Here is a 22,671-nt window from a genome sequence, read left to right on the forward strand (position 1 = left end):
GTTTATATCGGTTTGTTTATACGCTTATTTGCCGTCGTCTTTGAAAACCCAGTTTTTCTGCACGAAGTAACCGACGAAGAAGAGCGTCGTATCGACCGCCATCTTCACGACGGTCTTGAGCAGTCCGGTCGCGCCGGTCAACCTAACGAAGAGGTACACGAGGCCGTAGGACGCGCCCATCTGACAGAGCCACATAGTGTAGTAGCGGCGCATACTCGCCTTTCCGCCGCTGCGGAATACCGCTTTTTTGTTTATCGTGTAGTTGACGATCGACGAGCAGATACGCGAGACCACCGTAGAGATAAGCAGCTTGACCGAGGTCGGTACGCCCGTCATATCGAGCAGCCAGTTGAGCAGCGTGAATATCGCAAGCTCGAGCAGGGTGGAGAGCACAGAGTTCAGCGTGAACGCGAAAACGCGGTAGATACGCACCGAGTCCGCGACGACGCGGAACTTCGACCCGACGTTGCCGTTGATGTAGACGGTCCTGATCGGCACTTCGCGTATCGGAATGCCTTTCTTGCCGGCGCAGACGAGCGCGTTCATCTCGAATTCGTAGCGCTCGCCGTCGATCTGAAGCAGCTCCGCGAAACGACACGACGGCAGTCCGCGAAGCCCCGTCTGTGTGTCTGTAAGGCGCAGGCCGGTGGACATACGCAGCACCGTGCGCGTCGCCTTGTTGCCGAAGCGGCTGCGGGCGGGAACGTCCTTCGAGTCAAAGTCGCGGCAGCCCATGACGATGCTGTCGGGATGCGCGGCGAGCTCCAGCGCGACGGCGGTTATGTCTTCGACAGTGTGCTGTCCGTCGCTGTCGGCGGTCACGGCACCGGCGATATTCGGGCGGTTCGCGATAAGCCACTCGAGCGCGGTCTTCAGCGCCCTGCCCTTGCCGCGATTCTCCTCATGCGCAAGCATCGTAACGCCGCCGAGCGCCGCCGCTTCGTCATAAAAGCGCAGCGTTTCCGCGGCGGAGCCGTCGTTGATAATCACTATATCCTCAAAGCCCGCTTCGCGCAGTCCGCGAACGACCTCGACGAGCTTTTCGTCGGGGTCCAGACTCGGTATTACGATGGAAATGTCCTTCATTTAATCTTCTCCGTCTCCGCAAACTTCCAATTTATATTATATAACAACACGCGTGATATTGCAAGTGTTATTATGCTTCTTGCGTTTTCCTTCATTCTATGGTAAAATGTATTATGAAAGGCGGTGCCGTATGATGAAATACGTTCTCGCGCTCGACGAAGGCACGACAAGCGCACGCGCTGTCCTCTTCGACGAGGAATGCCGCGCGGTCGCGATAGCACAGCACGAATTCACACAGATTTACCCCCGCGCCGGCTGGGTCGAACACGACGCTGTGGAGATATACGCCAAGCAGTATGCCTCGATGACGGAATGCGTCGCGAAAAGCGGAGTCTCCCCCGACGACATCGCCGCCGTCGGCATCACTAATCAGCGTGAAACCACGGTCGTCTGGGACAAACGCACCGGCGAACCCGTCTGCAACGCGATCGTATGGCAGTGCCGCCGCACCGCGGACGTCTGCGAGAAACTGCAGGCGGAGGGGCTGGGCGACTACGTCGCGGAGAAGACCGGACTGCGCATAGACGCCTATTTCAGCGGCACCAAGCTCAAATGGATACTCGACAACGTTCCCCGCGCCCGTGAACGCGCGGAGCGCGGCGAGCTGCTCTTCGGCACCGTCGACTGCTGGCTGCTCTGGAAGCTCACCGGCGGCAAGGTGCACGCAACGGACCGCACCAACGCATCCCGCACGATGCTCTATGATATTTCAGCCGACCGCTGGGACGAAGGACTGCTCCAAGCGCTCGACATACCCGCCTGCATACTGCCGGAAGTCCGCAGCAGCGGCGAGGTCTACGGCTATACCGACGTTATGGGAACGCAGGTGCCCGTCTGCGGCATCGCGGGCGATCAGCAGTCCGCGCTCTTCGGACAGGGCTGCTTCGAATCCGGCGAGGCGAAGAACACCTACGGCACCGGCTGCTTCCTGCTCGCCAACGTCGGCGAGACGCGGCCGGACGTGAAAAACGGCCTCATCGTCACCGCCGCCGCGGGCGAGAAGGGCGCGCCGCGGCAGTTCGCGATCGAGGGCAGCATCTTCGTCGGAGGCGCCGCGATACAGTGGCTCCGCGACGAGCTGCGCGTGATCGAGAAATCCGCGGACAGCGAAAAACTCGCCTTCAGCGTGCCGGATAACGGCGGCGTCTACCTTGTGCCCGCGTTCGTCGGGCTCGGCGCACCGTACTGGGATATGCGCGCTCGCGGCGCTCTATTCGGCATGACGCGCGGCACCGACGGCGCCGTACTATGCCGCGCCGCGCTCGAATCCATCGCCTACCAGACCGACGACCTAATCCGCGTGCTTCGCGAAGCCGGCCTCCCGCTGACCTGTCTGAAGGCCGACGGAGGCGCCTCGCAGAACCGCTTCCTGATGCAGTTCCAGGCGGATATATCCGACGTGGAAGTGCTGCTTCCGCCGTCCCCGGAGGCGACCGCGCTCGGCGCGGCGCTGCTCGCGGGCCTCGCGGCGGGAGTCTGGCGCGGCCGCGCGGAAATCAAGGAGAAGCTCGGCGGCGGAACGCGATACTCTCCCGCCATGAGCGAAAACGAACGCTCGCGGCTGCTCGACGGCTGGAAACGCGCCGTCGCCGCCTGCCGCGCTTTCGATAAATAGGAGGGTGCAGCAATGATAACCGTTATCGAGAAAAAAGTCCCGTCGTGCGACGGTATACACGAGCTCGCCGGCAAGGTCTATCTGCCCGAAGGCGAGCCCAAAGGTCTCTTTCACGTAGTGCACGGAATGACCGAGCACATCGGGCGCTACGACGCCTTCATGCGCGCCGCCGCGGAGGCGGGTTTCGTCTGCTTCGGCTACGACCACCTCGGGCACGGACACACCGCGAAGGACGACTCCGAGCTCGGCTACATTGCGAAGAAGAACGGCTGGAAGCTGCTCGCGCAGGACGTCGCCGAGTTCGCCGACGCGATGAAGAAGGAATACGGCGACGACCTGCATTATATCCTGCTCGGGCACAGCATGGGCTCCTTCGTCGTGCGCACCGCCGCCGAAACGACCTTTATCCCCGACCGCCTCGTCGTAATGGGCACCGGCGGCCCGAATCCCGCAGCGAAGGCCGGCTCCGCGATGATGGGCGTGATGAAGACGTTCAAGGGCGGACACGCCTATTCCGGCCTCGCGGAAAAGCTCGCGTTCGGCAAGTATAACGACCGCTTCGCAGGCGAAAACGACCCGCGCAGCTGGCTGACGAAGGACACGGGCGTCCGCGCGACCTACTCGCAGGACAAGTTCTGCACCTTCCGCTTCACCGTCAGCGCGTATCAGGACCTGATGCGCCTGACCTCCTTCTGCAACGGCAAAAAGTGGTTCAAAAACATCGACAAGTCCCTGCCGATACTGCTCGTGTCCGGCTCCGAAGACCCCGTCGGCAACTACGGCGAGGGCGTCAAGACCGTTTACGAACGGTTGAAAGCCGAGGGAGCGCAGGTCGAGATGAAGCTCTACGAAAACTGCCGCCACGAGATACTCAACGACACCTGCCGCGGCGAAGCCACCGCGGATATACTCGAGTTCGCGACACGGAAATAAACCGTTTAACCGAATCATAAAAAACAAGGAGGAAACAAAATGTTCAGAAACATCGGCAAAAAAATCAAAACTCTCGCAAAGGTAGTCTGCTGGCTCGGCATCATCGGCGGCATTATATCCGGCCTTTCGCTTATCGCGGTCGGCGCCGCGGGAAGCGGGATCACCGTCAACAGCAACGGCTCATCCAGCTTCGTCAGCGGAATGGCGCTGGTCGTAGCGGGTATAATCCTGCTCGTGCTGCTCCCCCTGCTCGCGTGGGTATCAAGCTTCATGCTCTACGGCTTCGGCGATATGGTCGACAACGTCTCGGAGTTGAAACAGTCCAACGAGGAGATGCTCAACCGCGTCTCCAACATCGCGCAGAACGTCTACTACTCCGCGCAGAACAGGCAGCAGAATCCGAATCAGCAATAACTTTTCGCATTTAATGAAAACGGACCGTGCCGGCACGGTCCGTTTTTTGCAAAAAATCCGAAAAAACGAATAAAAGTCCGTTTTATCGGACAACTATGATGCTATTATATAATCGCAAGGAAAAACCGAGGGCAAAAAGGAGGATACTATGGGTTTCTTTTTCGGAAACGGCGGCGGGTTCGACGTCGAAGATTGTATCCTTTTCGAGATGATGCTCGACGAAGAGGAAGAGGAGCGCAACAGACTCGACGCACTTGATGAGTTTGACGAGTTTGAGGAATTAGAAGACGAGTTCTGACGCGTTATTCCCCGATATACGTGAATCGCTTGAAGGTCTTTCCGCCGCGCTCGACGGTTTCGTCCCACATAGAGAGCGGCCTCACCCAGTAGCCGCCCTCGCCGTAAAGCGCCTGATAGACGACCTCGTCCTCGAGCGTTTCGGAGTTTTTCGCGACGAAAAGGGCGCGGTATTCCCCGCCCTTGAAGTGTCTGTATCTGCCCGCTTTGAATTCGGGCGTTTTGATTTCGCTGTTGTTGGTTTTCATAGTCAGTTGCTCCTTTCCGGGAACTGCCGCCGTTTATACGGCGGCTTTTTCCGTATGCGCGCTCAAAGGCGGAAAAGAAAATCCGGCTGAAGACCCGCTTCAGCCGGATTCGTTCGTTTAAGCGTTACGCGCGCTTTTTGCTCTTCTTATTCGTCAGCGCGAGGCCGCATCCGGAGATGAGCGCCGTGACGACGAAGACGAAGGTCAGAGTCATATCTCTGCCGATGTCGCCCGTCTTGGAATTTTTGTTCATTCCCTCGGGGTTGCCGTCGGCGTCGAGCTTCTGATACGCCTGCAGATCGGAGATGTAGATCGAGGTGGAGCCGGAGATGTTGACCGACAGCGTAAAGGCGTCGGGCGCCGGAATCATCGGATGACTGCCGCTCATGATCGCCTGTTCGTTCTCGAGCTGCTCCTCAAAGGAGGCGGTGGGGACCTTCAGCTCGGAGTACTTCTCGGCGAGCTCCATGTCGGAGATCTGCCAGTAGTACCAGCCGGGGCCGTCGTAGGGCTTGGTGGAGTTCGTCGCCGCGCTCTCCCAGGTGTAGTTGACGTTGCTGAGCGCAAGCTGCAGATACTTGCCGCGGGCGTACTCCTCCTTTTCGACGGCGACGTACATACGGATGCCGGAGATGTACTTATACTCGCTGCCGAAGGGGTTGTTGTAAACGGCGTTGCCGTTGTAGTTCGAGAAGGAGAAGTTGGTCTTGCCGCGGTTCAGCTTGAACTGAATTCCGAAGTCGGCCTCGGTGTCTATGAACGCCTTGTCTTCGGTGACGGACGCGACCGCGTTCTCAAGGGTGATACCGGGGTTGCCGGTGATGTTGTCCCAACTCTTGAAGGAGTTGAGGTTGACGTATTTGATCTCGCCCTTCTCAAGTCCGTCCAGCGCCTTGCGGAGTTTCTCGCAGGCGGCGTTGACGTCCTCGACCTCGGCGGAGGAGGAGTTGAAGGTCGTCTGCGCGGAAAGCAGCGCGCGGTCGAGCGCCTTCATGGAGGCGGCGCTGAATTCGTATTCGTCGACGTTCTGCGCTTCGCCTATCAGAGCGGCGAGCTCCGAAAGACTGACCGCGTTGTCGTTGGTCTCCTTCTTATAATACTCGAAGTCGGAGATGTAGAAGGTCGCGCCAGCGGAGGGCATTACGACTTCAAACTGGAAGATGTAGCCGGGGTTCGGCATCTTCTCCTCGCCGGAGAGCTCGGAGAACGGGACGTAGACGTAGCCGGGGCCATCGAAGGTGATGACGTAGGGATCGCCCTTGCCCGCGCCGTCGATGGTTATCTTCTGCTCGCAGGCGGTCGTTATGTCGGCGTTGCCGCCGAGGGTGATCTTGAAGCCGGTGGTCGTCTTGGTCGCGCTGTCGTATCTCTTAAACTTGGAGTAGTCGGGAGAGGATACGTAGAAACGGATGCCGGTGTAGCCGGTATGCGCGATGCCGCCGAAGATGTCGGAGGGCATTCTCGTGAAGCTGGTGGTGTTGGGGCGGAAGTTCTGGAAGATGATCGAGCTGGTGTCGCTCTTGCCGACTACCTTGATGATCTGCTTTGAGCCCTCGGCGCCGAACTTGGCGATCTCGGCTTCGTCGGTGACAAGCGTCATCGTGCCGTTCTTGGCGTACGCTTTGGCGAGATCCTCGTCGGTCCAGTTCTCGATACCGGGCAGCTTCTTGCTGGAGATGGTCAGCGGAACGAGCTGGTCGATCGCTTCCTGGAGCTGAACGGCGAACTTTTCTTTCTGGGTCGCGCTGGTGGCGGCCTTCGCCTGATCGTAGACCTTCTTGAAGGCCTTCCATGAGCTCGAGGTGTATTCGGCCCAGCGCTTCGTGGCGCCGTCCGCCATTACCTTGGAGTAGGAGACGCCGCCTTCTTTGCTGAAGCAGGCGAGGTCGGACATCGTAAGGAAGCCGGTGCCGACGGTCGTTCTGCCGACGTCTACGGAGATGAAGTTTATCTCCGTAAGCTGTTCGTCGGTGATGCCGACGGTGGAGTCGGCGGTGTTGACGAAGTACTTATACGCCGCCTTCTCCTCCTCGCTCTCGGGGATGTCGAAGAAAACGTAGATGTTGTTGTTCGCTTCGCGGTCGGCGTACTTGAACTTGACGCTCGCGGTGAAGTCGTGGTCGGTTCCCTGCGCGCCGATGGTCAGCGTGATGTTCTGCGTGATGCTCTTGGAGTTGAGCTGCACGCGCATTCCGTCGAAGGCGGAGAGGTCCGCGCTGCCGTCCTCAAGCGTGAAGGGGTTGCCGGCGAGCTCGGTAACGTCGGCACCGAGCGACGCGTCCGCAAGCTGCGAAACGGCGGTGAAAACGTTGCCGCTCGACGCCTTCTTCGGCGAGATGGTCAGAACGCCGGCTTCGCTGTTGGTGACGCTGCCGCCGTTGCCCATCGTCATACCGACTGGCGGAGTCGCCGTCTTCGCGATGGCTCCCCAGGCGGCAAAGCCCTTGAGCTTCGTGGAGACGAACGCCTCGTAGTACGGTTCGTCATCTTCCGCGGAAGCGCCTATCGGGAAGAGCCCGGTGAAAAGCGCTCCGACAAGGGAGATAACGAGTATGAACGTAAGGATCTTTTTCATAGGTCATTTCCTCCTTTTCCCGACACGCGCTCAGCGACCGCTGCGCTTAGCGCGGGAGGCCTTTTTGGTCATCATCAGCATGCAGGCGGCGAACGCGAGCAGACTGACGGCTATCGTCGGCAGCAGCGATACGAGCTCCTCGGATCCGGGCAGGTCGCCGTCGAGCGGGTTACCCTCGTCGTCGAGGATCTTATACGCCGCTATGTCGGACAGGCAGTAGAACGCTTCCTGAACGAGATAGCTTCCCTGGATATTGATCGCGAAGTAATCCAGGAACTCGTAGTCGAGCGAGTAGTTGTTGTTGGAAAGCTTGAAGCTGTTGAAGGGGAAGTAAACGTAGCCGCTCTCCTTCATATCGGACGTGTCGACGGTGCAGGTCGCGGTCAGTATCGGCATGAACGCGTTGCAGTTGCCGATCGTCATGGACATACGGGTCGGAGTGCCGCCCTTCGGCATATAGAGGTAAACGCGGATGCCGTCGTAGCCGGTGGCGTTCCTGCCGCCGAACGGCGTTGTTACGGCTTCGAGGCGCTTATACTCAGCGCTCTCGCCGGAGTTCGCGTTGGAGTAGCTGTAAAGCTGGATCGCGCCGGACTTGTATTCGATCAGCAGGCCGGCGTCGGTGACGTCGTTGCCGTTCTCGTCCTTGGCGAGATACGCCTGATCTCTCGTGATCGAGAAGTTGCCGCCGTTACTGACCATCTGCTTGAGCTGGTCGGCGGTCCAGGGCGCGAAGCCGGGGAAGCGGAGCAGCGCGTACTGCGGCTTCTTGAGGTTGGCGACCGCGAAGGAGAGCTTCTCGTATTCGGCGTCGATCTCCGCCTGGGTGACGTTCTGCTTGCCGGCGATCTTCAGCGCGGCGTTCTTTTCGTTGATGAGTTTCTCCCAGGACTGTCTGGACCAGAAGCTCTCTTCATATTCGTTTTCGATCTCTTCAATGAGGTTGACAAGCTTCGCCTTCTCGGCCTTCGTGTCAACGATGATGTACGCCTTGACGTCGGTTATCGCGACCTCGACGCCGTTGGTGATCTCGTTGAACTTCAGACCGAAGGTATCGAGCTTATCCATATATTCGGGGAGTTTATCCTGATTATCGAATGAGGAGAAAGGTACGAGATAGTAGCCGCTTTCCTTGACGTCGTCGATGCGGGCGGTGAAGATCTGGTTGGGTTCTTCGCCGTAGGTACCGATGATGACGTCAACGGACTTGGCGCGGCTCTCGGGGATGTTGCTGAAGTTCATGTAGAAGCGGAGGCCGGTGTAGCCACTCATATCCTTGCCGAAGAAATCGTCGTTGATCGGGATCGGCTGACCGTCTTCCATCTTCTCTTCACGGTCGTAGTTCATGAACTCCATCCAGCCCTCGACCTCGGTGCAGACGAGTTTGAGGAGCTTCAGCGAAGCGTTCGGGCCCGCGGCGCGCTCCCACTGCTTCGTGCTGGAATTGTATTCGAGGGTATAAACGTCTTCGACGTCGTCGTAGTCGTAAACGAAATCCTTCTGGTTGTTGGTGACGAGCGAGGCGCGGCAGTAAAGCTGCTCGTACATCTCGTTTATGTCCTCGGTCTTGTACGCGCGGAAGCCCTTGATGTCAAACAGCTTCAGCTGCGGCTCGCCCAGCTTCGCGATGGCGGCGTCGAGGGCGGCCTTCTTGCTGTTGACGCTGGACTTCTTGCCGTTCAGCGTTTCCTTGATGTAAGCTTCGTAAGCGGCGGTGTACTCCTCGTAGGCGTCGGGGTCGTATTCGTCCGCGCCGTAGAGGGCGTTGACCGCGGCCATCGCCTCAAGATAGGACTCGGTGAAGTTGAAGAAACGGAAATCGCTGATGAGCAGCTGCATCCCCGCCTTCGTGCCGTGGACGGTGATATCCATGCGGGTGAAGGCGAGCGGATCGAAGCCGTCGTCAACGTTGAAGTCGGTGAACTTGAAGTACATATAGTCGCCGCCGTCCGCTACCGAGCCGAGCGCTCCGGTCTTGGAAGCGTCTTTCATGACGGCCTTCTTGTCGCCGTCGGAAAGCGTCATCTCAAGCCAGCAGCCCGCCGCGTCCGCGCCGAGCATATTCGTGTTCACCCAGAGGCAGAGGCCCTCGAAGGTGCCGGTGCCGGGAGAAGCGATCGAGAACGATTTTGCGCTCTCGTCGTAGCGATTGGTAAACTCGGGCACGACAGCGTTGCCGTCCGCGTCGAAGTTCGAGAACGCCGCGTCTCCGTCTTCGTTAGCGGTGATCAGAAGACTCTTTGTGGGAGCGAATTTCGTCGTGCCGCTTGTGACGGAGGGCTTCCTTCCTATATCAAAGGAAAGAGTCGCGTTCGTCGCAGCGACGTTCGTCAAGTCGTCGGCGGACCAGCTCTCGAGCGCATACATCTGCACGTTCTCGATGCCGTAGTCCTGCGCGGCTGAAGCGAGCATGGGTATGACCGCCGTGAACATGGTCATAATAAGCCCTGCAAGCACCGCGACCGCGACCGATTTTTTAATCGATCTCTTAATCATGATGTGACCTCCGGAATCAGGATTTTCTCTTCTCCGCCTCAGAGGCAGAGATAACTACCCATAGTTACACAACATACGATAGGTATTATTATTATATTTCCTAATATACTAATTTTCTTGTCGGTTTGTGATATTATTACGAATTTGTGATATTATTGAAAAGTTTTTTAAATTATTTTCATATGTAATATATCCCAAACCGGCAAAAAGGAGCGTTTGGAATCCCGAACGACTTGACTTTGCGCCGCCGCGGCGTTATAATTCAGATGGAAAGTCCCTGAAACAACGCAGGAGGTGAACGTCGTGAAACGATCCCTTTCAATAATAATTCTTGCGGCGCTGCTCCTGTCTCTGACTCAGCTCTGCGGCTGCAGCTGGCTCGAAGGAATATTCTATCCGGAATCCGAACGGCTCGACTTCGGTTCCAACGAGAAGGAGGAAACGCCGGATACGAAATACGAGCCGCTTTATGATAACGACGGCAACAAGATCAGCGACGCGCCGCTGACGAATATCGAGCTGCGCGCGCGCTCATTCAGCGCGGCAACGCAGCTGACTCCCGAGCGCATTGAGGGCGGAACGCTCTACGCCGGCAACCTCATACGCCTTGCCCGCGTGCTCAAGCGCTGCGAGGCGGCCTTTATTAAAGAAGAGACGCCTCCCTACTTCTCGAGCGAAGACAGCGCGCCGAAGCAGACGCCGCCCGACCCGACGGTCGACCGTTCACCCGTTACGGTCGGCTTCTGCGGCAGCGGCGCGATGGCGGGCGCGGGCGTCGAATACATGAAGGACGCCTATCCCTTCGCGATACGGCGCTGGTTCGCCGACACCTACGGCAGCGATAATTTCAACTTCCTCTTCAAAGCCGTTTCGGAAAGTGATTCGCGCTACGGTGCGCACGACGTCGGCAGAAACCTCATAAACGAGGGTGCGGACATCGTCTTTATCGACTACTCGGTCGCGGATATGAAAAACCCCGAAGCGAAGGAGACCTTCGAGGTCATCGTCCGGCGTCTGCTGACTGCCGAAAAACCCATCGCCGTTGTAATACTCTGCACGATGGACGCCTCAGGCAAATCCGACTACGCGAACGAGCTCGAAATTGCCCGCGCGTACGGCTGTCCGGTCATCAGTCTGCGCCACGCGGTCGCGCAGGAACTCGCGGCGGGCAAGTTCTTCTTCTCATCGCTGACCGACGACGGCTTCAATCTCGGGCTTAACGGCCACGCCTTCTTCGGCGAGCTGGTCGCGAACTTCCTCGAAAACGTCCGCCGGCAGCTCGGCGAAATAAACACGGACGCGGATATCCCCGTCCCCGCCGTCGGACTCACCCCCTGCCGCTATATGAACGGCTGGCTCTTCACGAACTACAAGCGCCCGGTAAGCTTCGGCAGCTTCGTCCGCTACGGCCTGCGCTACGATATCTTCGACCGCGCCGGCTGGGAGTGCGCTGCGCCCGGCGGCGCTCCGCTGGTCTATCAGGTGGACGCGCAGTATATCACGCTGATGTACTGGAAGGTCGTCAACCGCACGGGCGGACGCCTCGAGGTCTACGTCGACGGCGCGCACGCCGCGACGCTCGAATGCGACTTCATCGACGGCGGCGAGGACTGCGCCGGCTACGCCACCGTCTACGCCGGCAGCGAATACGCGACGCACACCGTCGAGATCTATATGTCCGCGGAGAAGAACAAGGGCTCCACCGGCGAGCGCGTCTGCCTGCTCGCGATAATGACGGCGTAAGGGTCCAAATCCCTTCTACCCCTCTCAAGTATGCAAAAACGCCTCCCTCGCGGGAGGCGTTTTCATTATGTTTACAATGCTTATTCAACTTACAGAAGCATGGGCTTGAGATAGTCGACGGTGTACTGGATCCCCTTCTCGCCGAGCTCTCCCTGCCAGACGGCTGAGTGCGGCTCCAGCGAAACGCAGCCGTCGTAGCCGGCGGCGTAAAGATAGCCCATGAAGGAATGCCAGTCGAAATCGTCGAGTCCCGCGGGAGGGAAGTCCCAGCAGTTATCGCCGAGATAGAGCGTTCCCTTAACGTGAACGTGGTAGAAATGCTTCGCCCACTTGCGCATCTCCTCGCGCCAGTCCCTGCCGTGAACGACGGCGTGCGACGGGTCGAACTTGATGCCGAGGCCGGGGACCATCGGGATTATGCGATTCCACGCGCCGGCGTTGTCGAGGAAGTTGTTCCAGTCGCAGTTGTAGAGGCAGACCTTTACGCCGATCTCGTTGCCGTATTCGACAAGGCGGCGCATATACTTCGCCGCGGCGGCGAAGTCGGCGTCGTCGTCCCAGAGAGTCTGTCCGCGGTTGCAGCCGGTGATGTAAACGCCGCAGCCGACGGCGGCGGCGGAGCGCATAAGCTCCTTCTCGATCTCGATCTGCGCCTCGTTCAGCGTCCTGTCGGGCAGGAGACGCTCGGTCCCCCACTGACCGACGGCGGCGACTGAAACGCCGTACTTCTTTATCCACTCGTTTATCTGCGGAACGGCGGCGGTGAATTCGGGAACTCTGTAGTTGTCGTTGATATCGAACTCAAGGGCGGAGATGCCCTTTTCCGCAGCGTTGCGGAAGCTGTTTTCATCAAACCATCCGATAATGCCAAGATACATATCTCTACCTCGCTTTAGTCGTCGTAGGTGAAGAAGACGGGCTTTCCGGTCTCCGCGGACTTATAGATGCCCTCGAGGATGCGGGTGACGACCGCGGCCTGCTCCGGCTTGACCAGCAGCTCGTTCTCACCGCGTACAGCGCCGTAGAAGGTGTTGGACTCCGCCTCGTCCGGACCGAAGCCCGCGAAGCCGTCGTAGTAGGCGACGCCGCCCTCGCTGAGGTCGGGCTTCTCGATCGTCATGGCGTCGTTGACGACCTTGTTGATGCGGACGCCGTCGGTGAAGTCGATGCCGCCCTTCGTTCCGCAAAGGGTGCAGATCGCTTCGCGCGTGTCGAGCATATTGATCGCCCAGGAGGAGTCGATGCTGATGACCGCGCCGTTCTCCATCTTGACGAAGCCGAACGCGGAATCTTCGACCGTGAACTCGGAGGCGTCGAAGCCGCCCCAGATGTTGCCGGTGTTCTTGCCGTCGCGGCAGATCTTCTTGAAGGTCTGGCCGACCGCCATGACGGGACGGTAGTTATTCATATGCCACAGCGTCAGATCGAGCGCGTGGGTGCCGATGTCGATCAGCGGTCCGCCGCCCTGCTCGTCTTCCTTGAGGAAAACGCCCCAGTTCGGGATCGCTCTGCGGCGCAGCGCGTGGGCGCGGGCGAAGTAGATCTCGCCGAGCTCGCCGTTTTCGACGCGCCTGTGAGCGTAGATCTGCTCCTTGGTCTGTCTGTTCTGATAGCCGATGGTCAGCAGCTTGCCGTTCTTCTTAGCCGCTTCGCACATCGCGACCGCTTCCTCATAGGAGGTCGCCATGGGCTTCTCGCAGATGACGTGCTTGCCGGCGTTCAGCGCGTCGATGGTGATGAACGCGTGAGAACGGTTCGGCGTGCAGACGTGTACGCAGTCGATGCTCTCGTCCTTCAGCAGCTCTTTGTAGTCGACGTACTCGGCAGCGCCCGCGAGCTCGGGATATCTCTGCTTCGTTTCGGTCATTCTCTCGGGGATAATGTCGCAGATCGCGACGACCTCGACGTCCTTTACTGCTCTGAGGCCCTTGAGGTGTTTGCCGTTGGCGATACCGCCGGTGCCGATTATCGCCGTTCTGATTTTCTGTGCCATGTTGTCAGCTCCTCTTCCGCTTCCATGGAAGCAAAATTACAATTATCTATCTGAACCCTACTTCCGAGGGTCAAGATATGAACCGTAGGCGGCAACGTACTGCCAGCCGGAAATTATCGTCGCAACGACCGCCGCGGCGAGCGTGATATAGCCGATCCAGTGCTCGAAGCACATCAGCCCCCTCAATTCGCAGGCGAACTGCGTTTCGAGCAGGATGCAGATTATCGCGATCATCTGAAGCGTCGTTTTCACCTTGCCCATATATGCGGCGGGGATGACGACTCCCCTGCTCGCGACGAGCAGGCGCAGCGACGTGACGAGAAATTCGCGCGCGACGATTATTATCGTCGCTATCGTCAGCAGCATCCGCCAAGTAGGATGTTCCGTTATGCATATTATGCAGAAAAGCGCCGCGGTCACGAAGACCTTGTCGGCGAGCGGGTCGAGCAGCTTGCCGAAATCGGTAACGAGTCCGCGCTTGCGCGCGATTTTGCCGTCCAGCAGGTCGGTCAGCGACGCGAGCGCGAAGAGCGCCGCCGCAATAAGAAAACGATACGGTATCGCCGTGATGAAGATCACTGCGACGAAGACCGGTATCAGTATCACTCTCAACACCGTCAGTTTATTCGGAAGGTTCATAGTATCACCTTTTGTGATTTTTTCAGCCTCTCACGGTCATCCAAGCGCACGGCTTATCTGGTCGTAGGTAAAGCCCCTGCGGGCGAGAAACGCGGTTATCTTCCCTTTTTGCTCCCATGAAAGCTCGCCGAGCGGGCCGAATTTCTTTTCCGCTTCGGCGCGGGCGCTTTCGGGATAGTCGAAGCTCTCCTCGAGCGCCGCCAGTGCCTCCTCCGCCGTCGCGGAGTCGAAGCCGCGCCGGCGCAGCTCCGCGGAAACCTTCAGCGGTCCGTTGCCTGCCGCCGCGTAGTGCGCGGCGACGCGCGCGGCGTATTCGCCGTCGCGAACGTAGCCGAGCTCGGTCAGATGCGCCGCGGCGTGCTCCGCCGCTTCTTCGCTGACGGGCAGCTCGGTCAGCTTCTTGATCAGCTCGCCGGTGGAGTAGTCCCGCCGCGAAAGCAGGAAATAAGCGTGGGAGCGCGCGATGCGCTTCTCGCTCTCCGCGATCTCCGCCTCGAGCTCCGCCCCGTCCGCTTCGCAGCCGTCTGAAAGCCGCAGCCGCCCCTTGCTCTCGAAGTCGACGAGCCCGAGCGGTTCGCCCTCCTCGGTCAGCACGGCGAAAAACGGCTTTTTGCCGAGGCGTTTGAGAGAAACTCTCATATCATTGATTACTCTTCTTCAACGCCGGCTCCGATCCCGCCGGAAACGGGAGCCAGCGGCGCTTTGGACTCCTCCGCCACGGGAGAAGCTCCCTCGAGGATCTTCTCGCGGATCTTCGCTTCGACCTCGGCGGCCATGTCGGGATGCTCGACGAAGAATATCCTCGCGTTGTCCTTGCCCTGGCCGATGCGGGCGCCGTTATAGGAGAACCAGGTGCCGCTCTTCTCGACTACGCCGACGCGCACGCCGATATCGACGAGTTCGCTCTCCTTGGAGATGCCCTTGCCGTAGAGTATGTCGAATTCGGCGTTGCGGAACGGCGGGGCGACCTTGTTCTTGACTACCTTCACCTTCGTGTGCGCGCCGACGAGCTCAAGCCCGTTCTTTATCTGCTCGGCGCGGCGGATATCGATGCGGACGGTGGAGTAGTATTTCAGCGCGGCGCCGCCGGTCGTCACCTCGGGGTTGCCGTAGACCACGCCGACCTTAGAGCGCAGCTGATTGATGAAAATAAGTATCGTGTTCGTCTTGGAAATTACGCCGGCGAGCTTGCGGAGCGCCTGAGACATAAGCCGCGCCTGCACCGCCATATGCGCGTCGCCCATATCGCCCTCTATCTCGGCTCGCGGAACGAGCGCGGCGACGGAGTCGACGACGATGACGTCGATCGCGCCGCTGCGGACGAGCATTTCGGCGATCTCGAGCGCCTGCTCGCCGTAGTCCGGCTGAGAAACGAGGAGGTTGTCGGTGTCGACCCCCAGCGCCTTGGCGTAAACAGGATCGAGCGCGTGCTCCGCGTCGATGAACGCCGCTTCGCCGCCCGCCTTCTGCGCGGAGGCGATGACGTGCAGCGCCAGAGTCGTTTTGCCGGAGGATTCCGGTCCGTATATTTCTATTATTCTGCCGCGGGGCATTCCGCCGACGCCGAGCGCCAGGTCGAGCCCGAGCGAGCCGGTGGAGATGGCTTCAACGTTCATCGCGGGCGTGTCGCCCAGCTTCATGACGGCTCCCTTGCCGCATTTCTTCTCGATCTGCTCGAGAGTGTATTTCAACGCCTGATTCTTATCCATTTATATTCTTCCTCCTTCTTAATATCACTTATTGCGGATTGACCGAATAGTTAGGCGCTTCCTTGGTCAGATAAATATCGTGGGGATGGCTCTCCTTGAGGCCCGCTCCGGTGATGCGGACGAAGCGGCTGTCGCTGTGCAGCGCGGGGATGTCCCTGCAGCCGCAGTAGCCCATGCCGGCCTTCACGCCGCCGATGAGCTGGAAGACGGTGTCCGCGGCGGGTCCCTTGTAGGGGACGCGGCCCTCGACGCCCTCCGGCACGAGCTTCGTGGAGCCCTGCTGGAAGTAGCGGTCGGAGCTGCCCTTCGACATCGCCGCCATACTGCCCATGCCGCGGTAGACCTTGAAGCGTCTGCCCTGGAAGACTTCGCTCTCGCCGGGGCTCTCGTCGCAGCCCGCGAGCAGCGAGCCGATCATTACGACGGACGCGCCCGCAGCGAGCGCCTTGACGACGTCGCCGGAGTACTTGATACCGCCGTCGGCGATGACGGGGATATCGTATTTCGCGGCGGCGCAGGCGGAATCGTAGATCGCGGTGATCTGCGGAACGCCGATGCCCGCGACGACGCGGGTGGTGCATATCGAGCCGGGGCCGATGCCGATCTTGACGCAGTCGGCGCCCGCTTTGATGAGGTCCTCGGTGCCTTCGGCGGTGGCGACGTTGCCGGCGATGAGCTGGCAGTCGGGGAACGCTTCCTTGACCTTGCCGACGCATTCGAGAATGCCCTTGGAATGCCCGTGCGCAGAGTCGAGCACAAGCACGTCGACGCCCGCTTCTATCAGCGCGCGGGCGCGGTCGAGCACGTCCGCGGTGACGCCTATCGCCGCGCCGCAGAGCAGTCTGCCCTGCGAATCCCTCGCGGAGTTCGGGTACTGCACCGCTTTCTCGATGTCCTTTATCGTGATAAGGCCCTTGAGGCGTCCCTCCTCGTCGACGAGGGGCAGCTTCTCGACCTTGTGCGCGCAGAGGATCTCCTGCGCCTGCTCGAGAGTCGTGCCGACGGGCGCGGTGATGAGGTTATCCTTCGTCATGACCTCCTCGATGCGCATATTGTAGTTCTTCAGGAACTTAAGGTCGCGGTTGGTGATTATGCCGACGAGCTTGCCCGCCTTGACGATAGGCACGCCGGAGATGCGGAACTTCGCCATAAGCTCGTCCGCGTCGTAAACGTAATGGTCGGGAGAGAGGTAGAACGGGTTGACGATGACGCCGTTTTCACTGCGCTTCACCTTGTCGACCTCGTCCGCCTGCTCCTCGATCGTCATATTCTTATGAATTATGCCTATGCCGCCCTCACGCGCCATGGCTATCGCCATACGCGCCTCGGTGACGGTGTCCATCGCCGCGCTGATAAGCGGCGTGTTCAGGCGGATGGCGTTGGTCAGACGCGTAGAAACGCTGACCTCCTTCGGCACCACCTCGGACTTGGCGGGTATAAGCAGAACGTCGTCAAACGTGAGCGCTTCTTTGCCGAACTTCTGCGAGAAATCCGCGTTGATCATTCCTACCATTCCCTTCTTTTGTATATTCAAATATTATTTTACGCTATCGAAGCGAAGAGGCGGCGCGTGAGCTGCGCGGCCTCCTGCGAAGAGACCGTGCCCGACGGATCGAGCAGGAATCTCGCGGGGCATACGCCCGCGGCGCGGAGCGCGGATTCGACGTCCGAAGCAACGACCGAGACCGGCGCGTTCGCGTAAAGCAGCATATCGGAGAGCGTTTCCGCGTCCGAAGGCGAGTCGATCCTGACGCGGATGATCTTCTCGCCCGCGTCCACCGCGTCGAGCAGCGACATCGCGGAGTAAACTCCGCAGGCGGCGAGCTCCTCAGCGGACGGCAGCGGATATATCTGACGCTCGAGTGCGAGGTATTCGCCCTCGCCCTTCGCCGTCTCTATCTCGACGTCGCAGACGGCGGCGGAGAGCGCGGAAATGTGCTCCGGAGTCGAGCCGCAGCATCCGCCCATCGCGGCGACGCCCAGCTCGGCGAGCCGCTTCATATCGGCGGCGAACGCCTCCGGCGCGACGCTGTGTCTGACGCCGTCGGAGTCGGGGTACTCCCCGTTCGGCTTGGCGGTCAGCGGTATCTTCGCGAGCTTTATCAGCTCGGGGAAAAGCGCGTACATCTGCTCCGGCGGGAGCGAGCAGTTGAGCCCGAACGCGTCCGCGCCGTTCGCCTGCAGCGTCACGAGCGCCGCCGAAGGCGTGCAGCCGGTCAGCGTGCGGCCGTTGGAGCCGCAGGTTATCGAGGCGTAGACGGGCAGGTCGGTGGACGCCTTCGCGGCGAGCACCGCGGCCTTGACTTCGGTCAGCGACATCATCGTCTCAACGGCGATGAAGTCCGCGCCGCCGCGTTCGAGCGCCTTCGCCTGCTGCGCGAAGACGGAGTAGAGCGTGTCGAAATCCGCGTCGCCGAAGGGCTTGGGCAGCAGTCCGGTCGGGCCGATATCGCCTCCGACGAGCGCGGCGGAGCCGACGGCGTTCTTCGAGAGCTTCACGAGCTCCTCGTTGAGCCGCTCGCACTCGCCTTCAAGTCCGTGCGCGGCGAGCTTCACGGCGTTGCCGCCGAAGGTGAAGCTGTAGACGGCGTCGCTGCCGGCGGCGACGTAGTTCTGCTGGAGCTGCGTCAGCGCGGCGGGGTTGTCGAGCGCCCACTTTTCGGGGCAGACGCCGGCGGGCATTCCCGCCTGTATCAGACAGGCGCCGCTGCCGCCGTCAAGTATCATAGGGGTTTGTTTCATATCGTCCTCACATTTTCTCCGGCGCGTCGACCTTGAGGATGTCGAGCGCGTTGGCAAGCACCTGCCGCACCGCCGTGACGAGCGCGAGGCGCGGGAGTATCAGCTCCTTCTCGCCGCTGCGGATGCGGTGGGCGTTGTAGAAGCTGTGGAACGCGGACGCGAGCTGCGTCGCGTAGTGGGTGACGCCGGACGGATCGCGGCTCTCCGCGCCGTCGAAGATAACGGTCGGGAACTCCGCGAGCAGCATCAGCAGCGCCTTTTCCTCCGGGCTGGTCAGTCCGTCCGCCGCGGGGACTTCGCCTTCCGCGAGGACGTAGCCGTCGCCCGCGAGGGTGGCGAGCAGACTGCATATGCGCGCGTGCGCGTACTGCACGTAGAATATCGGGTTCTGCGCCGACTGCTCGATCGCGAGGTCGAGGTCGAAATCCATGCCCGTCGCCGGCGTCTTCATATTGAAGAAGAAGCGCGCCGCGTCGACGGAGGTCTCTTCGAGCAGGTCGGAAAGCGATATCGCCTTGCCGGTGCGCTTGGACATTTTCACCGGCTTGCCGTCCTGCATCAGCCGGACGAGCTGGATGAGCACGACTTCGAGGTTTTCGCTGCCGTTCAGGCCGAGGTCGTCGAGGATGTATTTCAGACGCGCGATGTGGCCGTGGTGGTCTGCGCCCCAGACGTTGATGACCTTATCGAAGCCGCGCAGGGCGAACTTGTTGTAGTGGTAGGCCGCGTCGGCGGCGAAGTAGGTGCAGTTGCCGTTCGTGCGGATGAGCACCTCGTCCTTCAGACGCTTGTCCTCCGGGCACTCCTCGGGCGAATGGCGGGAGGCGGCGTACCAGAGAGCGCCGTCCTTCTCGTAAGTCAGGCCATTTTCTGTCAGTATCGAGATGACCTTGTCGGTTATTTTGTCGCGGTAGAGCGAGCTTTCGCGGAACCAGACGTCGTAGTCGATGCGGTAGCCGTGGAGCGTTTCGCGAATCAGGTCGATGTTCTTCTCGAGCGCGTATGCGACGAGCGCGTCGCGGCGCAGCTGCGGCTCGGCGGTCAGCACGTCGTCGCCGTGAAGCGCGATATACTCCCCGGCGCGCGCGGTGATGTCGTCGCCGTGGTAGCCGTCCTCCGGCACCGGAACGTCCTGCCCGAAATGCTGAAGGTAGCGCGCCTCAAGCGAGAGCCCGAAGCGCTCGATCTGGTTGCCCGAATCGTTGACGTAAAACTCGCGCGTCACCTCCGCGCCGCAGCGCGAAAGCAGCTCCGCGAGCACGTCGCCGGCGGCTCCGCCTCTGGCGTTGCCGATGTGCATCGGGCCGGTCGGGTTGGCGGAGACGAACTCCACCATGATCTTCAGCCCCTTCATACGCTCGCTCCTGCCGTAGCCGGCGCCCTGCGTGAGCGCCTCGGCGAGCACCGCGCGGAAGAACGCGGGCGAGTAGGTGAAGTTTATGAAGCCGGCTCCGGCGACCGTTATGGTATCAAAAAACGTGTCCGATAAATCGGACTTATCTATCAGCTTCGCGGCTATGTCGCGGGGAGACGCGTGCAGCGCCCTCGCCCACACCATCGCGGCGTTGACCGAGAGGTCGCCGAACGCGGCGTTGGCGGGCTTCTCGACGGAGAACGCCGGCAGCTCCGGCGCTTCCGGGAACGCCAGCGCCGCCGCGGAGTTTATAAGCGATACCGCCTGCGCTTCAGCTTTTGAAATTGCGTTCATTATCTCTTGCTGCCTTTCTGAGCTTTATGCTTATCCTGTTCTGCGCGCGCAGAGCGGAGTTTATGTCTATCGTGTAGCCGAGGTCGATGAAGCCGCCTTCGCCGGAAAGCTCCGACTCGACGGACTGCGTGCAGATGCCGACCATGAACGGGCCGACCGGCGTGGAGTACCAGCATGTGTGGCGCAGGCCCTTCTCGAAGACCATCTTGCCCGCCTCGTCCGCGCCGCGCTGCATCGTGACGACGTCTCCGCGGACGGAAAACTCCGTGGTGACCTTGTCGCCGAAGGGCGCGATCTCCTCGTATCTTATGACGTAGCCGCCGTCCTCCGCCGAGAGCGAGCAGTCGGTACGCATTTCCGTCGTATCCGTGTCGCCGTCCCAGTTCTGGGCGCCGGTAAGGGTGAGTATGTAATCGTTTTTCATAGGTGTTCCTTAAGGGTAGGTTATTCCGCCGAAGCGGTGATGAGCTCGACCTCGCCGCCCATTATGCGGCAGGCAAGCTCGCGTGTTCCTCTGCCGATGTCGCTGACGTAATACTCGTCCGCGCCGCCGACGCCGGTCTCAAGCTCGGAAGCGAGACGCCGCGCGAGGCATTCGCCGGTGCTGATAAGCTCCGTATCCGGCAGCAGACGCGAGATGACGGGAGCGAGCAGCGGGAAATGGGTGCAGCCGAGGATGAGCGCGTCCGGACTGCCGAGCGGAAGGATATATTCCTTCGCGATAAGCTCCACGGCGGGACCCCCGAGCATTCCGCTCTCGACCAGCGGCACGAAGAGCGGGCAGGCCGCCGAAACGACCTCGCACTCCGGCGCGAAGCGCTTTATCAGCTTCGCGAAGCTGCCGCTTTCGACGGTGGCGGGGGTGCCGATGACACCGACGCGTCCGCGCGGATACTTCTCCGCGGCGTACTTCGCCGCCGGCTCGGTTACGCCGTAGACGGGCACGTCCGCTTCGGCGGCGACAGCGTCGAGCGCGACCGAGCTGACGGTGCCGCAGGCGGCGACGACGGCCTTGACGGAACGCTTCATCAGGAAGCGGCAGTCCTGCCGCGCGTATTCCCTGATTATCCCGTCGCCGCGTGTTCCGTAGGGCACGCGCGCGGTATCGCCGAAGTATATTATCTTTTCGTTCGGGAGGAGCTTCTTTATCTCCGCGGCGACCGTCAGGCCGCCTATGCCGGAGTCAAATACGCCGATAGCTCTGTCGTCCATCAGTCTCTCCTATTCGCCCATCGGGTCGGGGAAGTCGTATTTCGGCCTCTCGCGGCGAAGGCCCTCTTCGATTATCTCGGTTATCTGCTCCGCAAGCGGAACGCCCGCCGCCGCCCACATACGCGGATACATGCTCGCGCTCGTAAAGCCGGGGATGGTGTTCAGCTCGTTGACTATGACCTGACCGCCGCGCCTGATGAAGAAGTCGACGCGCGTCATGCCCTTGCAGCCGAGCGCGTTGAAGGCGCGAACGGCCAGTGCGCGGACCTCGTCCGCCTTCTCCTTCGGGATGAGCGCGGGCACGATGACCTCGGTGCCGTCGAAATACTTGGATGCGTAGCCGTAAAGGTCGCCGGTGTTCGGCACCTGGCCGCAGACGGAGGCGCGGGGCGGATCGCCCAGCACGCCGACCTCGATCTCCATGCCGTCTATCGCCTCTTCGCAGACGACGCGTTCGTTATAGGTGAAGCCCGTTTCGATCGCAGCGGCGAGCGCGGTCTCGTCCTTCGCGCAGATGACGCCGACGGAGGAGCCGCCGTTGGACGGCTTGACGAAGACCGGCATGCCGAGCTTGCCGATGAGGCGCTTCGTTATGCCGGTATCGGCGCGCCACTCGGAGAGCGTGAAGGAATCCCACTTCGCGTGAGGGATGCCGACGCGGTCCATAACGCAGTTGGCGTAATACTTATCCATGCAGACGGCGGACGCGCCTACGCCGCAGCCGACGCAGGGGATCCCCGCGAGGTCGAGCAGTCCGGCGGCGGAGCCGTCTTCGCCGCCCGAGCCGTGCAGGATCGGGAACGCAGCGTCGATGCGTATGTATTCGCCGTCCGCGGTGATAAGGCCGGGGCGCGCGCTTGACATGGAGAGATTGACGGGCAGGTTCCCTTCGTCGTTTATCCAGCTCTGGTCGCGGAGCTTATCGGTGCTCCCGCGGTAGAGCAGCCAGTCGCCCTCGTGCGCGATGCCGACGGGCACGGGGTTGTATCTGTCGCGCGGGAAGCCGTCCAGCACGAACGCCGCCGAAAGCAGCGAGATGTGGTATTCAGTCGACCTTCCGCCGAAGAGAACGAGTACATTTTTCATCCATTTCACCTTCTGGAATATATACGGTATTATTTTATCATCTCTACTATAAATATGCAACCCATATTGAAGGATATTTTTGATTTTTTGAGAAGTTTTTTCGTGAGCGCGGCAAAGAGCCGCCGCGGAGCGCGCGGCGGCTTTTCCCTCCCTCCGTCGTTTTTTGCGCGCAAAA

General features: G+C 60.5%; 20 protein-coding genes. 5 read left to right on the top strand and 15 right to left on the bottom strand.

Features of this window, described 5'->3' with window-relative positions:
* Positions 1–24: 24 nt before the first annotated feature.
* A complete protein-coding gene (locus tag IJL83_04620; protein ID MBQ6552880.1) occupies positions 25–1,086 on the bottom strand; it encodes a bifunctional glycosyltransferase family 2/GtrA family protein in 1,062 nt (353 codons plus the stop codon).
* Positions 1,087–1,216: 130 nt separating this feature from the next.
* On the opposite strand from IJL83_04620, the gene glpK reads away from it, so the two are divergent.
* The 4 genes from glpK (at position 1,217) to IJL83_04640 (ending at position 4,346) form a co-directional block, all read left to right on the top strand.
* The gene (gene glpK / locus IJL83_04625; GenBank protein ID MBQ6552881.1) at positions 1,217–2,701 is read left to right on the top strand and encodes a glycerol kinase GlpK; all 1,485 of its coding nucleotides are present in this window, start codon (positions 1,217–1,219) and stop codon (positions 2,699–2,701) included.
* Between the two features lie 12 nt (positions 2,702–2,713).
* Positions 2,714–3,634 carry an alpha/beta fold hydrolase gene (locus IJL83_04630; protein ID MBQ6552882.1) on the top strand — a complete coding sequence of 307 codons (921 nt, stop codon included), beginning with the start codon at positions 2,714–2,716 and terminating at the stop codon, positions 3,632–3,634.
* A 39-nt stretch (positions 3,635–3,673) separates the two neighbouring features.
* A complete protein-coding gene (locus IJL83_04635) occupies positions 3,674–4,048 on the top strand; it encodes a hypothetical protein (protein MBQ6552883.1) in 375 nt (124 codons plus the stop codon).
* A 148-nt stretch (positions 4,049–4,196) separates the two neighbouring features.
* On the top strand, positions 4,197–4,346 hold the full coding sequence (locus IJL83_04640) for a hypothetical protein (protein ID MBQ6552884.1): 150 nt from the start codon (positions 4,197–4,199) through the stop codon (positions 4,344–4,346).
* A 4-nt stretch (positions 4,347–4,350) separates the two neighbouring features.
* On the opposite strand, the gene IJL83_04645 is transcribed toward IJL83_04640, so the two are convergent.
* The 3 genes from IJL83_04645 to IJL83_04655 all read right to left on the bottom strand — a co-directional run bounded on the left by IJL83_04645 (position 4,351) and on the right by IJL83_04655 (position 9,664).
* Positions 4,351–4,593: a DUF1653 domain-containing protein gene (locus IJL83_04645; protein ID MBQ6552885.1), complete on the bottom strand. Its 243-nt coding sequence runs from the start codon at positions 4,591–4,593 to the stop codon at positions 4,351–4,353.
* A 124-nt stretch (positions 4,594–4,717) separates the two neighbouring features.
* On the bottom strand, positions 4,718–7,168 hold the full coding sequence (locus IJL83_04650; protein MBQ6552886.1) for a hypothetical protein: 2,451 nt from the start codon (positions 7,166–7,168) through the stop codon (positions 4,718–4,720).
* A 30-nt stretch (positions 7,169–7,198) separates the two neighbouring features.
* Positions 7,199–9,664: a hypothetical protein gene (locus IJL83_04655; protein ID MBQ6552887.1), complete on the bottom strand. Its 2,466-nt coding sequence runs from the start codon at positions 9,662–9,664 to the stop codon at positions 7,199–7,201.
* Between the two features lie 303 nt (positions 9,665–9,967).
* Here IJL83_04655 and IJL83_04660 point away from each other — a divergent pair, with 303 nt between their 5' ends.
* A complete protein-coding gene (locus IJL83_04660) occupies positions 9,968–11,407 on the top strand; it encodes an SGNH/GDSL hydrolase family protein (GenBank protein MBQ6552888.1) in 1,440 nt (479 codons plus the stop codon).
* An 89-nt stretch (positions 11,408–11,496) separates the two neighbouring features.
* Here the strand turns inward: IJL83_04660 and IJL83_04665 are convergent, their stop codons facing one another.
* Genes IJL83_04665 through IJL83_04715 form a run of 11 tightly spaced genes read right to left on the bottom strand, consistent with a single transcriptional unit; the run spans position 11,497 to position 22,496 of the window.
* Positions 11,497–12,285, bottom strand: a complete 789-nt coding sequence (locus IJL83_04665; GenBank protein MBQ6552889.1) for a sugar phosphate isomerase/epimerase — start codon at positions 12,283–12,285, stop codon at positions 11,497–11,499.
* Between the two features lie 14 nt (positions 12,286–12,299).
* The gene (locus IJL83_04670) at positions 12,300–13,400 is read right to left on the bottom strand and encodes a Gfo/Idh/MocA family oxidoreductase (GenBank protein ID MBQ6552890.1); all 1,101 of its coding nucleotides are present in this window, start codon (positions 13,398–13,400) and stop codon (positions 12,300–12,302) included.
* 57 nt (positions 13,401–13,457) lie between these two features.
* Entirely contained in the window at positions 13,458–14,039 is a 582-nt protein-coding gene (pgsA, locus tag IJL83_04675) for a CDP-diacylglycerol--glycerol-3-phosphate 3-phosphatidyltransferase (GenBank protein ID MBQ6552891.1), read from the bottom strand.
* A 36-nt stretch (positions 14,040–14,075) separates the two neighbouring features.
* Positions 14,076–14,678: a RecX family transcriptional regulator gene (locus IJL83_04680; protein MBQ6552892.1), complete on the bottom strand. Its 603-nt coding sequence runs from the start codon at positions 14,676–14,678 to the stop codon at positions 14,076–14,078.
* A gap of 8 nt (positions 14,679–14,686) precedes the next feature.
* Entirely contained in the window at positions 14,687–15,748 is a 1,062-nt protein-coding gene (gene recA / locus IJL83_04685; protein MBQ6552893.1) for a recombinase RecA, read from the bottom strand.
* A gap of 28 nt (positions 15,749–15,776) precedes the next feature.
* Positions 15,777–17,252, bottom strand: coding sequence for an IMP dehydrogenase (gene guaB / locus IJL83_04690; protein ID MBQ6552894.1), 1,476 nt, complete (start codon positions 17,250–17,252; stop codon positions 15,777–15,779).
* 38 nt (positions 17,253–17,290) lie between these two features.
* Positions 17,291–18,490, bottom strand: a complete 1,200-nt coding sequence (locus IJL83_04695) for a homocysteine S-methyltransferase family protein (GenBank protein ID MBQ6552895.1) — start codon at positions 18,488–18,490, stop codon at positions 17,291–17,293.
* A gap of 7 nt (positions 18,491–18,497) precedes the next feature.
* Positions 18,498–20,198 carry an arginine--tRNA ligase gene (locus IJL83_04700; protein ID MBQ6552896.1) on the bottom strand — a complete coding sequence of 567 codons (1,701 nt, stop codon included), beginning with the start codon at positions 20,196–20,198 and terminating at the stop codon, positions 18,498–18,500.
* Entirely contained in the window at positions 20,176–20,622 is a 447-nt protein-coding gene (locus IJL83_04705) for a DUF1934 domain-containing protein (GenBank protein MBQ6552897.1), read from the bottom strand. The genes IJL83_04700 and IJL83_04705 overlap by 23 nt, the downstream gene beginning before the upstream one ends.
* A 20-nt stretch (positions 20,623–20,642) precedes the next feature.
* Positions 20,643–21,410 carry a glutamate racemase gene (gene murI / locus IJL83_04710; GenBank protein ID MBQ6552898.1) on the bottom strand — a complete coding sequence of 256 codons (768 nt, stop codon included), beginning with the start codon at positions 21,408–21,410 and terminating at the stop codon, positions 20,643–20,645.
* A 9-nt stretch (positions 21,411–21,419) separates the two neighbouring features.
* Positions 21,420–22,496 carry a D-alanine--D-alanine ligase gene (locus tag IJL83_04715; GenBank protein MBQ6552899.1) on the bottom strand — a complete coding sequence of 359 codons (1,077 nt, stop codon included), beginning with the start codon at positions 22,494–22,496 and terminating at the stop codon, positions 21,420–21,422.
* Positions 22,497–22,671 lie beyond the last annotated feature (175 nt).

Source organism: Clostridia bacterium (assembly GCA_017438525.1).
Lineage (GTDB): Bacteria > Bacillota > Clostridia > Oscillospirales > RGIG8002 > RGIG8002.